This window comes from Phocaeicola salanitronis DSM 18170, assembly GCF_000190575.1.
Lineage (GTDB): Bacteria > Bacteroidota > Bacteroidia > Bacteroidales > Bacteroidaceae > Phocaeicola > Phocaeicola salanitronis.
The window spans coordinates 96,611-109,209 of the sequence record NC_015164.1; the positions used below are offsets into that span (position 1 = coordinate 96,611).

General features: G+C 49.1%; 13 protein-coding genes. 4 read left to right on the top strand and 9 right to left on the bottom strand.

Annotation, left to right across the window (positions count from 1 at the left end; all coding sequences use genetic code 11):
• The first annotated feature begins 59 nt into the window (after window positions 1–59).
• Both recF and BACSA_RS00495 read left to right on the top strand, forming a co-directional pair.
• Window positions 60–1,178, top strand: a complete 1,119-nt coding sequence (gene recF / locus BACSA_RS00490) for a DNA replication/repair protein RecF (protein ID WP_013616166.1) — start codon at window positions 60–62, stop codon at window positions 1,176–1,178.
• Window positions 1,175–1,465, top strand: a complete 291-nt coding sequence (locus tag BACSA_RS00495) for a DciA family protein (RefSeq protein WP_013616167.1) — start codon at window positions 1,175–1,177, stop codon at window positions 1,463–1,465. Before recF ends, BACSA_RS00495 begins: the two co-directional genes overlap by 4 nt.
• 7 nt (window positions 1,466–1,472) lie before the next feature.
• Here the strand turns inward: BACSA_RS00495 and BACSA_RS00500 are convergent, their stop codons facing one another.
• The 6 genes from BACSA_RS00500 to BACSA_RS00525 form a co-directional block, all read right to left on the bottom strand.
• Window positions 1,473–2,021: a 5-formyltetrahydrofolate cyclo-ligase gene (locus BACSA_RS00500; RefSeq protein ID WP_013616168.1), complete on the bottom strand. Its 549-nt coding sequence runs from the start codon at window positions 2,019–2,021 to the stop codon at window positions 1,473–1,475.
• 120 nt (window positions 2,022–2,141) lie between these two features.
• Entirely contained in the window at window positions 2,142–3,755 is a 1,614-nt protein-coding gene (locus BACSA_RS00505; RefSeq protein WP_394358874.1) for a S41 family peptidase, read from the bottom strand.
• Window positions 3,756–3,788: 33 nt separating this feature from the next.
• Window positions 3,789–4,223, bottom strand: a complete 435-nt coding sequence (locus BACSA_RS00510) for a dCMP deaminase family protein (protein WP_013616170.1) — start codon at window positions 4,221–4,223, stop codon at window positions 3,789–3,791.
• 10 nt (window positions 4,224–4,233) lie between these two features.
• On the bottom strand, window positions 4,234–4,713 hold the full coding sequence (locus BACSA_RS00515; protein ID WP_013616171.1) for a DUF4847 family protein: 480 nt from the start codon (window positions 4,711–4,713) through the stop codon (window positions 4,234–4,236).
• Between the two features lie 12 nt (window positions 4,714–4,725).
• Window positions 4,726–6,762: a M3 family metallopeptidase gene (locus BACSA_RS00520; protein ID WP_013616172.1), complete on the bottom strand. Its 2,037-nt coding sequence runs from the start codon at window positions 6,760–6,762 to the stop codon at window positions 4,726–4,728.
• Window positions 6,763–6,767: 5 nt separating this feature from the next.
• Window positions 6,768–7,463, bottom strand: coding sequence for a Crp/Fnr family transcriptional regulator (locus BACSA_RS00525; protein ID WP_013616173.1), 696 nt, complete (start codon window positions 7,461–7,463; stop codon window positions 6,768–6,770).
• A 164-nt stretch (window positions 7,464–7,627) separates the two neighbouring features.
• Here BACSA_RS00525 and BACSA_RS00530 point away from each other — a divergent pair, with 164 nt between their 5' ends.
• A complete protein-coding gene (locus BACSA_RS00530) occupies window positions 7,628–8,218 on the top strand; it encodes a MarC family protein (protein ID WP_013616174.1) in 591 nt (196 codons plus the stop codon).
• A 162-nt stretch (window positions 8,219–8,380) separates the two neighbouring features.
• On the opposite strand, the gene BACSA_RS00535 is transcribed toward BACSA_RS00530, so the two are convergent.
• Both BACSA_RS00535 and BACSA_RS00540 read right to left on the bottom strand, forming a co-directional pair.
• Complete coding sequence (locus BACSA_RS00535) at window positions 8,381–10,189, bottom strand: YgiQ family radical SAM protein (protein ID WP_041584136.1); 1,809 nt, start codon at window positions 10,187–10,189, stop codon at window positions 8,381–8,383.
• 228 nt (window positions 10,190–10,417) lie between these two features.
• Entirely contained in the window at window positions 10,418–10,756 is a 339-nt protein-coding gene (locus BACSA_RS00540) for a hypothetical protein (RefSeq protein ID WP_013616176.1), read from the bottom strand.
• Window positions 10,757–10,871: 115 nt separating this feature from the next.
• Here BACSA_RS00540 and BACSA_RS20000 point away from each other — a divergent pair, with 115 nt between their 5' ends.
• A complete protein-coding gene (locus tag BACSA_RS20000) occupies window positions 10,872–11,042 on the top strand; it encodes a hypothetical protein (RefSeq protein WP_013616177.1) in 171 nt (56 codons plus the stop codon).
• 524 nt (window positions 11,043–11,566) lie between these two features.
• Here BACSA_RS20000 and BACSA_RS18820 read toward each other — a convergent pair.
• Window positions 11,567–12,046 (bottom strand): hypothetical protein, encoded by a 480-nt coding sequence (locus BACSA_RS18820; protein WP_013616178.1) that lies wholly within the window; start codon window positions 12,044–12,046, stop codon window positions 11,567–11,569.
• Window positions 12,047–12,599 lie beyond the last annotated feature (553 nt).

A 12,599-nucleotide genomic window follows, 5' to 3' on the forward strand; every position in this document is an offset into this window, starting at 1 on the left:
ATGTTTTTTTATCAATCTTCCTTTTATTCGTATTTTTGTGGCTTAAAAGAAGAATACTTATGTGGTTGAAGCGTATTTCTATATTGAATTATAAGAATCTGGAGCAGGTGGAACTTGCTTTTTCGAAAAAGCTGAATTGCATTATCGGGAAGAACGGAATGGGGAAGACCAACCTGATGGATGCGGTGTATTATTTGTCTTTTTGCAAGAGCGCGACCAATCCGATTGATTCGCAGAATATTCTACATGAAAGGGATTTCTTTGTGATACAAGGCTTTTACGAGACGGATGGCGGCGAGCCGGAAGAAGTGTATTGCGGATTGAAACGCAGGCAGAAAAAGCAGTTCAAGCGGAACAAGAAAGAATATTCGCGCTTGTCGGACCATATCGGACTGATACCGCTGGTGATGGTTTCGCCCGCCGATTCGTGGCTGATAGCCGGGGGAAGCGAAGAACGGAGGCGGTTTATGGACGTGGTGATTTCGCAATTCGACCGGGAATATCTCGATGCATTGATCCGGTATAACAAAGCCTTGCAACAACGGAATGCCTTGCTGAAGGCTGAAATCGAGCCGGAAGAAGAATTGATGGCTTTGTGGGAGGAGGCGATGGCTTCAACGGGGAAACTTGTTTTTCAGAAGCGGAAGGATTTTGTGGACGAGTTTATTCCGGTATTCCAATCGTATTATGCCTATATTTCGCAGGGAAGGGAACAGGTGAGCCTGATGTACGAATCGCATGCGGCTCATGGAAATCTTCTGCAGCTCCTGAAAGAAAGCCGCCAGCGGGACCGTATCTTGGGATATTCGACCAAAGGGATACACAAGGATGACTTGATTATGGAGTTGGGCGGTTTCCCGATGAAACGGGAAGGTTCGCAAGGGCAGAACAAGACGTATTTGATAGCATTGAAATTGGCACAGTTTGATTTTTTGAAGCGTGCGGGGAACCGGACGGTGCCGATTGTCTTGCTGGATGATATTTTCGACAAGCTGGACGCCTCACGGGTGGAGCAAATCGTGAAGCTGGTGGCTGGAGATAATTTCGGGCAAATCTTTATTACGGATACCAACCGTGAGCATTTGGATAAGATATTAAGTGAAGTGGGCGAGGATTATAACTTGTTTGAAGTTGAGGGCGGATGTGTTTCAATGCGTGAAAAGGAGGGTGAGGCATGAAGCGGAACAATACCGAGCAGGTGGGCGATGTGATTCGGCGTTTGCTCAGGCAGGAAGGTCTGGAAACGCCTCTTAATGAATATCGGCTGGTGGAGGCGTGGAAAGATGTAGTAGGTCCGGTTATAGCCCGTTATACGCAGAACCTGTATATCAAGAATCAGGTGTTGTATGTGCATTTGTCTTCTTCGGTCTTGCGTCAGGAGCTTTCGATGAGCCGGACGCTCTTGATACGTAACCTGAATACTCACGTGGGGGCGCAGGTTATTGTGAATATTGTGTTCCGGTAAAAGCGGGTCAGTACATTCTTCCGTTTTCGGTCCATACTTCGTCCATGGGCTTATCCCAATCATCGGCAGGAAGCGGTGTTTCACGAAGTTGGAACTGGAAGCATATACCTATTTTGTATAGAGAGTCTTTTTGCAAGAGGCGGTCGTAATATCCTTTGCCCCGTCCCAACCGATTTCCTTGGCGGTCGAACGAAACGCCGGGGATAAGGGCAAGGTTTATCGCATCCGGATTGGTTATCGCTTTTCCCACAGGTTCTTCGATATGGAAATTCCCCGGTTTCAAGTTGGCTTTTCCGGTATATTCCCGTAGTTCGAGTTCGTTTCCTTTTACAACGGGAAGAATGATTGTTTTCTTTTTGCTCCATTTCTCTACGAATGCGTGAGTCTGTACTTCATCGGGCAGGGAATAATAGAGCAATACCGTACGGGCAGACTGGAAAAGGGGGTGATTTTCCAGCTGGTTCCATACTTGGGCAGAGAGCAGTCCGAGTTCTTCCTGTGTATGTTGTTTTTTCTTTCGGGTTATTTCTGCCCGGATTTGCGCTTTGGTTTGCATGAGTTAATGTGCTAATGTGCCAATGTGTCAATGTGCCAATGTGTTAATGTGTTAATATTTATCCTTATTAGCACATTATTTATTAGCACATTCGCACATTTTATTCATTCGCACATTCGATTAAGATTCTTTTTCTTCCGGAGCTTTCGGGAATGATTCTCCTTTTTCCAGCACTTCGAGGGCTTTTTGTACGGTCTTGTCTGTATGGTTGCTATACTCGATGTAGGCTTCGATGCCCAGCATGTTGTAGATGATGTTTCCGTACAGGTTTTCATCGAAGAGCTTTTTGGATTTATACATCAAGATGTTCCGGCGCTTCAAGCCTTTCTTTTCGGCATACGAAGCGAATTTTTCCAGCAATTTTTGCGTCTTCAGGTAATCCGCCATGCTATCGGGGGTGGAGTATTGTTGAAGCGTGCTCCGGTTCTTGTCCGTATAGTCTAAGGTATAGCGGATGATAAGCCCGCGCGAAGCCGCCATGCGGAAGTAAGAGGTGATTCCCGTTGTGTCTTGCGGTACGAAGATATCGGGCATGATGCCTCCGCCTCCGTATACCGTACGTCCCAGGCGGGTGTAATATATTTCTTCCGTGTTTTGCTTGATACTGTCCGCCGAGAAGAATTCGCCGTGCTCGTAACGGGTAATCAGGTCCATTTCATATTCCGAGTCGTTTCCTTTTTGGTAAGGTTTTTGGATGCAGCGTCCCGAAGGGGTATAATAACGGGCTATGGTCAGGCGGATAGCCGAACCGTCGCTGAACTCAATGGGTTGCTGTACCAATCCTTTCCCGAACGAGCGGCGTCCGATAATCGTTCCCCGGTCATTGTCTTGGATAGCACCCGCGAAGATTTCGCTTGCCGATGCCGACCCTTCGTCCATTAATACCACCAGCGGAATGTTCTGGCTGCTTCCGGTTCCGTTGGAGGTATAGTTTTCCCGCGGTGATTTACGTCCTTCGGTATACACTATCAGGCTGTTTCCCGGAAGGAATTCATTAATCATTTGGATAGCCGCAGCCATGTATCCTCCTGTGTTCCCGCGCAAGTCGATAATCAAGCCCTGGTAATTCGCCTGGTTCAGCTTGGCAAGGGCTACGAGCAGTTCGGGATAGGTCGTTTCTCCGAATTTGTTTACTTTGATGTATCCGAAGCGTTCGTTAATCATGTATGCCGCATCGATGCTTTTCACCGGAATATCCCCCCGCACGACGGAGAAATGCAGGATTTCCTGTTCTCCCGGACGGTACACGCCCAGCTTGACGGTGCTTCCTTTTTCTCCTTTCAGGCGGCGCATGGCTTCTTCGTTTGTGACTATCTTTCCTACAAATACCGAATCATCCACTTCGATGATGCGGTCTCCGGCGAGCATGCCTACTTTCTCCGAAGGTCCTCCGGGGATGACGCTGTTCACGTGGATGGTATCGTCCTGAATGGTGAATTGGATGCCTACTCCGCTAAAGCTTCCTTTCAGGTCTGAGTTGACCGCTTCGAGGTCTTTGGCGGGGATATAAGCCGAGTGAGGGTCCAGTTCGCCCAGAATCTGGGGCATGGCTTCCTCCACCAGGTTATACATGTTGACCGTATCTACATATTGGTCGTCAATGATGCGCAAAAGGGCATTCAGCTTGTTCGATGAAGTATTGATGATGCCTAATTTATTGCCCGAAAAGTGATTGGCATAGAATGTCCCAATCAAGATTCCCACCACCACGCACACGGCGAGCAGGAGGGGCATAAGCCGGTTTTTGTTATTGTTCGTCATACGTTTTTATTCATTAAGGTTTAAAAATGCCACTTCGATATTCGCACGTTTCAAGAGGTCGAGCCCGTCTTCCAGGCGGTATTTCTCCGCATATACCACGCGCTTGATGCCTGCCTGGATGATAAGTTTGGCACATTCGATGCAAGGGGAGGCGGTTACATAGAGGGTAGCTCCTTCGCTGCTGTTGTTCGAGCGCGCTATTTTGGTGATGGCATTGGCTTCGGCATGCAGTACGTAGGGCTTGGTCAGTCCGTTTTCGTCTTCGCATACGTTCTCAAATCCTGCCGGAGTCCCGTTATATCCGTCGGAAATAATCATTTTGTCTTTTACGATCAAGGCTCCTACTTTCCTTCGGGTGCAATAGGAGTTTTCGGCCCAGATAGTGGCCATGCGCATGTAGCGTTTGTCTAATATTTCTTGTTTGTTATCGTTTGCTTCCATATATATCTAATTAGTTCCTGAATAAATCTACCGGGCAGAACTGGATGAAATGTTTTTTGTCCATGTCGAAAAGTTTGATGAAATTCCTTGAGTCTCCCCGATAGAACTTGGCATTGCTGATTTCATCGAAAAACGTCTTGTCGAGTCCGCTGGGCGTACCATTGGCGTTGACGCGTATCGAGAAGCTCCGGTCTTTTCCGTTTGCGCTCCACGTGCCGGTAAAGGTAAACGCGTTTCCCTGCCCTTCCACCGTCCCGTCTTTCGAGAAACGGATCACGTATTTTTCCTTGTCTTGGGTGATTTGTGCCAGCTCGCTTCGGGTAAGGGAGGAGGTGGACTTATTATCATCTTCCCAATTATTGGTGTCGTACGAACCAATCCAGTGCCAGGTTTGTCCGCTGGCGAAAATCTCGAAGACATCATCTTCTTGATTGCATCCGCTCAGCAGGATTGCCAGGCATATTCCGATGTATGAGATGTATTTTTTCATGTTGTTTCCTTTTTATATGATTCCATTCCGTTTCAGCAATGCGTCTATTGTAGGCTCTTGTCCCCGGAAACGCTTGTATAGCGTCATCGGGTGTTCTGTCCCGCCTTTTGACAGGATGTTCTCGCGGAACGATTGGGCTGTTTCCGCATTGAAAATCCCTTTTTCCTTGAATACCGAGAACGCGTCGGCATCCAGCACTTCCGCCCATTTGTAACTGTAGTATCCGGCGGCATATCCTCCCGACATGATGTGGCCGAACTGGACACTCATGCAGGTGTCGGGCACCGTAGGCAGGGTTTGGGCACGTTTCCACGCTTCTTGTTCGTAGGCGCGTACATCTCCTTCGAAAAGTGTGCGGCGGGTGTACCATGCCATGTCGAGCAGCCCGAAGCTTACTTGGCGGAGGCAGGCGTATGCCACGTTGAAGTTGGAAGCGTCTACAATCCGCCTAATCCATTCGTCCGGAAGGTTTTCTCCTGTTTGATAATGCGTTGCAAAGGTATGAAGAAATTCCTTTTCAATGGCAAAGTTTTCCATAATTTGCGAAGGAAGTTCCACAAAATCCCAATAAACATTGGTGCCGCTCATGCTTTTGAAGCGCGTGTCGGCGAACATGCCATGCAGGGCATGCCCGAATTCGTGCAAGAACGTGGTCACTTCCTGGAAGGTCAGCAATGCCGGCTTGTCGGGAGTAGGTTTCGTAAAGTTCATCGTGACCGATACATGCGGGCGGCTATTGGTTCCGTCGGCTTCTTTCCATTGCTCTTTGTAGCTGGTCATCCAGGCGCCCGATTTCTTTCCGGCACGCGGGTGGAAGTCGGCGTAGAGCACCGCCAGGTAGCTTCCGTCTTTATCGTATACTTCGTAGGCTTTGACATCGGGGTGATAGACCGGAATGTCCGGATTCTCTTTGAAGGTGATTCCGTACAGGCGGGTGGCAAGCCCGAATACGCCTTTGATTACGTGGCTTAGCTCGAAGTAAGGGCGGAGCGCTTCTTCGTCGAGGGCGTATTTCCTTTGGCGGAGCTTGTTGGCGTAATACGCGAAATCCCAGGGCATCAGTTTGAAATCCGCTCCTTCGGTCTCGCGTGCCAGGGCTTCTGTTTCTTCCACTTCCTTGCGTGCGGTGGGGGTATAGGCTTCCAGCAATTGGTCGAGGAGGCGGTAGACGTTCCGGCTGTTCTCCGCCATGCGTTTGCGCAATACGTAGTCGGCAAAGTCGGTGTAACCCAAGAGCTGGGCGATTTGCATGCGCACGTTCACCAGTTGCTTCACGATGCCGAGGTTGTTTTGCCCGTTCTCGTGCGTACATTGGGTGTTGTAGGCAAGGTAAAGTTTTTTCCGTAAGTCCCTGCGGGCGCTGTATTTCATAAAGGGCACGAAGCTGGGGGCGTGCAGGGTGAAAGTCCATCCCGTCTTCCCTTTTTCTTGTGCCGTCTGTGCCGCGGCTTCGAGGGCGCTTTCCGGAAGTCCGTCTACGTCTTCTTCTTGTGTCAGGTCCAGTTCGTAGCTGTTGGTTTCCTTCAGGTGGTTTTGCGAGAAGCGCAGGGTGAGCGTGCTCAGCTCCATGCTCAGCTTGCGGAACTCGGCTTTTCCGGCATCCGAAAGGTTGGCTCCGTTCCGCACGAATCCGTCGTAGGTCTTCTCTAGCAACTGGCGTTCTTCGGGCGTGAGGTCCAGTTGTCCGCGTTGCTCATATACGTGCTTGACGCGTTGGAAAAGTTTTTCGTTCAGTCCGATGTTGTTGCTGTGCTCCGAGAGTTCGGGCATGAGCTTTTCGGCGATGGCGTCCAGTTCATCGCAGGTCTCGGCGCTCATCAGGTTGAACATGACCGTTGTGACCCGGTCGAGCAATCCGCCCGACTGTTCCAGTGCCACGATGGTATTGCCGAACGTGGGTTCTTCCGGGTTGTTGATAATGGCTTCGATTTCTTCGTCTTCCCGGCGCATGCCTTCGCGGATGGCAGGCTCATAGTCGGGCAAGGTGATTTTGTCGAAAGGGACCGTCCCGTGTGGGGTCGTATAAGGTAATAAGAAAGGATTTTCCATAAGAATTATATATTGTCTGTAGATTGGTTATGCGTGAGCAGGGCGTTCATGTCCGGAATCTCGATTTCCCTCCGGCTGAGTGATACCAGTCCTTGTTGTTTCCAGTCGTTCAACACTTTCGAGATGTTGATGCGTGTGTCGTCGAGCAGGTTGGCGAGGTCTTCCATCCGGGCGTGAAGCTTTTTATAGCCGGAGGTTGTGGCACACCGCAGGAGCAGGAAGTTGATGATTTTTTCCTGCGTGTTGCCGATGTGTGTGTTCCACATGCGGCGGTAGAACGTCTGGGTGCGGTTGCAGAGCAGGTTCACGAAGTTGAGCTGGAAAATGGTGTATTTGCTTAATTCCGCCAGCACATACGATTTGTCGATTGTGACGATGTGGGTGCTGCTCAAAGCGGAATAGGAAGCGTTGTATTGCGGATGCATGCCGAATAGCGAATAAGGCTCGATGACATGCGGGGCGTCCAGGGTTTCGTAAAGCGTGTAATGGTGTGTCTTGTCTGTCGATTCGGACAGCACTTTGCCTTGCAAGACGAAGGTAAGGCTGTTGCATGCGTCGTCTTGTCTGGCGATATAATGTCCTGTAGGGTATTTCTGAAAATGCAGTTTTACTTTTTCCAATATGTTTGTAAAGTCTTCTTTGCAGAGGCCTTGGAACAAAGGAAGCAATAAAAGCTTGTCGTACATACTGTTTTCTTCCATCTGGCTTTAACTTTATTAAGTTATCATTTTAACAGACAAAGGTAAACAATATTCTGATATGTGGTGTGTCTTTCACCTTTTTTAATCGTAGCTTTTCCCGAAGTTTCTTTCGCTATCTCGTTTCTTTCTATTATTTTTGTGAACAAAAATTAAATTGACGGACTATGGGAAGATTGGATTTACAAGAATGCATCAGCGCGTTTATCGTCTTGTTTGCGGTGATTGACATTATCGGGGCGGTGCCTATTATACTGGATTTGAAGCAAAAAGGGCGTGCGGTCAATGCCTGGCAGGCGACCTTGATTGCTACGGCGTTGCTGGTAGGCTTCTTTTTTGCCGGCGACATGATGCTGAAGCTCTTTCAGGTCGACATCGCTTCGTTTGCGGTGGCGGGTGCGTTTGTGATTTTCCTGATGTCGCTCGAAATGATTCTGGATATTGAGATTTTCAAGAATACAGGGCCGATCAAGGAGGCTACCCTTGTGCCGTTGGTTTTCCCGCTATTGGCGGGGGCAGGTTCGTTCACTACGTTGCTCTCCCTCCGTGCGGAGTATGCTACCGTTAACATTCTGGTTGCTTTGTTCCTCAACATGGGATGGGTGTATCTGGTGCTGAAGATGACCGACCGTGTGGAGCGGCTGCTGGGAAAGGGAGGCATTTACATCATCCGCAAATTCTTCGGGATTATCCTGCTGGCGATATCGGTCCGCCTGTTTACGGCGAATATCACCTCGCTTATCGAGCAGTTTCATTGATAGCTTTTATATTGAACACAGAGGCACAGAGACACGGAGGAATTAAATTATACTTTAAGCGGCATTAACATGTGTATTTTACGTCACGCCGTGACGCACGATAAATTCAAAACAGCTTCTAAATAGACTCTGTGTCTTTGTGTCTCTGTGTTCCATTCCATTTCAATAGAGCTTCTGTATCAGGTCGCTTCGTCCGATGCGCCTTAGCTCGCGGATGATGTGCGGGCGTTCTTCGGGCTTGTACCAGAAAAAGAACATGCGCTGGGCGAGCTTTTCCTTTTGCGTCTTTGCCGAGAAGACCGGCTCCAGCGTATAGGGATGTATGCCCGTGTACCATGTTTCCGTGGCTACGGTCATGGGGGTGGGCGTGAAGTCTTGCACTTGTTCCAGGTGGAAGTCCAGCCGTTTGGTGATGACCGCCAGTTCCGCCATGTCTTCTTCGGTGCATCCGGGGTGGCTGCTGATGAAGTAGGGGATGAGCTGTTGGCGCAGGTTCAATTCGCGGTTCAGGCGGTCGAAGATGCGTTTGAATTCGTAGAATTGCTCGAACGGGGGCTTGCGCATGATGTCCAATACCCGCAGGCTTGTATGTTCGGGTGCTACCTTCAGGCGTCCGCTTACATGTTTCACGATGAGTTCGCGGGTGTATTCGGCGGTACTCCGATTTATGGCGGGGTCTTTGCTTTTGTGCAGGAGCAGGTCGTAGCGCACGCCGCTTCCGATAAAGCTTTTCTTGATGCCCGGCATCGCGTCCACGCTGCGGTAGATGTCCAGCAGCGGGCGGTGGTCGGTGTTCAGGTTCGGGCAGATTTTCGGATGCACGCACGAGGGGCGCTTGCATTTCCGGCAGAGGGTCTCGTCCGTGCCGTGCATGGCGTACATATTTGCCGAGGGGCCTCCCAGGTCGCTCAGGTATCCCTTGAAGTCGGGCATCTCGGTAATGGCTTTCACTTCTTTCAGGATGCTCTCCTTGCTCCGGCTCACGATGAACTTGCCCTGATGTGCCGAGATGGTGCAGAAGGCGCATCCTCCGAAGCAGCCGCGGTGGAGGTTCACCGAAAACTTAATCATATCATACGCCGGGATGCGTTTCCCTTTGTATTTGGGGTGGGGCAGGCGCGTGTAGGGCAGGTCGAACGAACGGTCCAGTTCGCCTTGCGTCAGGGGCGGATAAGGCGGGTTGACCACCACCGTCCGGCCGCCTGTCTCTTGCCAGATACGTGCCGCTTCGTATTTGTTCGATTCTTCCTCGATGTGGCGGAAGTTCTGTGCTTGCTTGCGCTTGTCGGCAAGGCATTCTTCGTGCGAGAAGAGGCGCATGTCGGTTTCCGTAGGGCGGAAGTCCTTGCTGGGGACAAGGTATGCTGTTTGTGGAATATCGGTAGGCAATACAGGCACAGCTTCCATGCGCCGGCACAGTTCCACGATGGGTTTTTCGCCCATGCCGTATATCAGCAGGTCGGCTTTCGAGTCAATCAGGATAGACGGGCGCACTTTGTCCTGCCAGTAGTCGTAATGCGTCAGGCGGCGGAGCGAGGCTTCGATACCTCCCAGCACGACGGGCACGTCGGGGTACAGCTCTTTCAGGATGCGGGTGTAGACGATGCTCGGGTATTCGGGGCGCATGTCGTGGCGTCCGTCGGGCGTATAGGCGTCTTCGCTCCGCAAGCGTTTGTTGGCGGTGTATTTGTTGACCATGCTGTCCATGCTTCCTGCGCTTACGCCGAAGAAAAGCCGTGGCTTGCCCAGTTTCTTGAAGTCGCGCAGGTCGTCGCGCCAGTTGGGTTGGGGCACGATTGCCACCTTCAGCCCTTCCGCTTCCAAGATGCGCCCGATAACGGCGGCTCCGAACGAGGGGTGGTCGATATAGGCGTCGCCGCTGAACAGGATGACGTCCAGTCCGTCCCAGCCTCTCAGTTCCACTTCTTTCTTGGTCGTGGGCAACCAGTCGGTCAGTTGATAGTTCCTCAAAATCAATGTCTTTCTATTGTGATTTTTAGTTAGTCAGAAATGAATTGCGAAAAATTGCCGCATACATCCGCAAATGCGTGTGCGTTAGAAACATACCATGTTAGCCCTGTGGCGGGAAGACGCCACAATGTGACGTCTCTACATTCGGATGGCGCTCCCCCTACAAGCTATTTGGTAAAATGCGGAATTCATTTAGATTAATCTGTGTAATCTGTGGTGAAAACCTTTTCAGTTCAGCGGTTCGTTCAGCACATCGGGGCTGAGGCTTCCTTCTTTTTCGTGCTCCCATTTGATGTAGAGCTGGATAAGGTTGAACAGTCCCAGCGCCTTCATGTTGTTGTGGTAAATCACGTCGATGCACAGGTCGAGCAGGTCTTTGCTGTCTCCTTCCATCGAGGCGATGAGCGAGCGCACGTTCAGCTTCAGTTTGTCGAGCACCGATTCGTCTACGATTCCGTTGCTGTCTATCAGGTGCTGGAACAGCGCGTATTTCTCGATGGTCTGCAAGTGTTCTTCCGATATCTCCAACGTCCGTGTGCCGGACTGGTTTGCTTGTATGGTATACATGGTTGTCGTATGTTTAAAGTTTATTGTAAAGCAAAGATAACATTTGCAAAGATACGTTTTTATTTTTAATTCTGCAAGGGCTTTTGAGTGGGTTGTTGTAAAAATATGTAAGCGAATGAAAGAAGTTGTGCTGATTATAGTCAATCAGAAATGGATTGCGAAAAATCCGTTAATCCTTTATGTTGAACACAGAGGCACAGAGGCACGGAGAAATAAATATATAGAGAAGGTAAAGACCATAGAGCCAGACTTTTACTCTGTGAACTCTGTTCTCTCAAAAAAATAAAGCTCTGTGTCTTTGTGTCTCTGTGTTCCATTCCATTTTTTCGCAAACCAATTTTGTTTTACTATAAAACGAAGCTTTTTTTGTGACAGTGTGACAATTGTGACAAATGACAATAACTGAAAATGATTTTCTATCCGCCAAGGAAAAAGTGTGACTAAAATTTATATATATTATATATAAATATATATAATATATATAATATAAATATATAACTTTTCTCTTCTTTCTTCCGTTTTCTGAAAACATTATTGTCATTTGTCACAATTGTCACAATTGTCACGTTTGCAAGGGTTGTTGCGCAAGAAAAACGCGTCTGTTTGCATAACCTGTTCCATATATATGCGCGTGCCTTCGGAAATAGTTGCTCCGCGTCGCGCGGGCAGGTGCGCGAGGCACTTGTATAATTCAAAATTTTTCCGTACCTTTGTGGCGTAAAGCTAAGATATACATAATGTTTGGAGAGATAAGGTGGTTTCAAACTACCTTATCCCGTCCGGCTGGAGATAACCTTGTTTCAACCAAGGTCATCTGACAAGCAAATGTGGGGGCAGGGGAGCGCCTGCAGGGGCTTTCTTGCCGGGCGTGCGGCGAGGATGTTTGGGACGCGGGGCGAAAATCTTTTCCACTTGGCGCATGGTGAGGATTTTCTTGAACTTGGCGTAATAGGTTTCTTTAGTCTCGACGCGTTTCTTCTGGCACTCGAAGCAAGCCTGCATCCGTTGGTCCAGCTCTTCATCGGTCAGCTCGCTTTTGCGCGGGCGGCTGGCGGAATCGGGAGCGGCGGGACGGCATTCCGCCAGCGCCTGCAGGTATTCCTTGTAAAGCGGGAGGAACTTGGCGGAGGTTTCATCGTCGAGCAGCAGCTCTTTGTTCATGCGCATGGCCTGGCGTTCGATGCGTTGTTCGTCGGTAAGGCGTTCTCTTTTGCGTTCGGGAACTTGGGCAAAGAGTGAGGTGGTGCATATCAGCGCACCCATTACGAGGTATAAATGCATTGTTTTCATGTTCTTTTAAGTTTTTGAGTTTTTAAGTTTTTAGTTGGCCCGATTCGTTTTCCGGTACCGGGTGAAAAACGGAAAACGGGCTGTTCCGCGCGTTTACTATTCAGACAGGCGGGGCGGGAAGAGGTTTAATCGGTTTAATATATTTTATGTTTATAGATATCCTTAAAATGCCAATGTAGGGGCGTATCGCATACGCCTGGGTGCACCAACTTATCCACGTGGACGCTTTCGGGCGTATGCGATACGCCCCTACAGGCAATTTGGCAACATGCGGAATTCTAAGACCTGTATGTTTTATGTTCTTTCGGCTGAAAAAAAAAGGATTGCTGGAAGCCTTTGTCGACAAACTATGTTAAAAGGACGTTTTTTAAAAAAGAAAACTTTTGAAATTCTTGTTTATTAATAATGTTGTGAAAATCAATTTGTTGTGTTTTGGTTTTGGAAAACTTTCCGGATAGTTCATAACTTCTTGCTGTTTTGTTTTGTAAATTGGAAAAACATTTTTAGCTTTGTATCGTTCGTTGAAGGCGAACGGGACTTTATCCGGAAATAC

Bases quoted from the DNA above. Each gene is read 5' to 3' on its own strand.
- BACSA_RS18820 (WP_013616178.1), bottom strand. From the start codon at position 12,046: ATGAAAACAATGCATTTATACCTCGTAATGGGTGCGCTGATATGCACC.
- BACSA_RS00500 (WP_013616168.1), bottom strand. From the start codon at position 2,021: ATGCAAACCAAAGCGCAAATCCGGGCAGAAATAACCCGAAAGAAAAAA.
- BACSA_RS00540 (WP_013616176.1), bottom strand. From the start codon at position 10,756: ATGTATACCATACAAGCAAACCAGTCCGGCACACGGACGTTGGAGATA.
- BACSA_RS00515 (WP_013616171.1), bottom strand. From the start codon at position 4,713: ATGAAAAAATACATCTCATACATCGGAATATGCCTGGCAATCCTGCTG.
- BACSA_RS00530 (WP_013616174.1), top strand. From the start codon at position 7,628: ATGGGAAGATTGGATTTACAAGAATGCATCAGCGCGTTTATCGTCTTG.
- BACSA_RS00525 (WP_013616173.1), bottom strand. From the start codon at position 7,463: ATGGAAGAAAACAGTATGTACGACAAGCTTTTATTGCTTCCTTTGTTC.
- BACSA_RS00495 (WP_013616167.1), top strand. From the start codon at position 1,175: ATGAAGCGGAACAATACCGAGCAGGTGGGCGATGTGATTCGGCGTTTG.
- BACSA_RS00505 (WP_394358874.1), bottom strand. From the start codon at position 3,755: ATGCCCCTCCTGCTCGCCGTGTGCGTGGTGGTGGGAATCTTGATTGGG.
- BACSA_RS00520 (WP_013616172.1), bottom strand. From the start codon at position 6,762: ATGGAAAATCCTTTCTTATTACCTTATACGACCCCACACGGGACGGTC.
- BACSA_RS00510 (WP_013616170.1), bottom strand. From the start codon at position 4,223: ATGGAAGCAAACGATAACAAACAAGAAATATTAGACAAACGCTACATG.
- BACSA_RS20000 (WP_013616177.1), top strand. From the start codon at position 10,872: ATGAAAGAAGTTGTGCTGATTATAGTCAATCAGAAATGGATTGCGAAA.
- recF (WP_013616166.1), top strand. From the start codon at position 60: ATGTGGTTGAAGCGTATTTCTATATTGAATTATAAGAATCTGGAGCAG.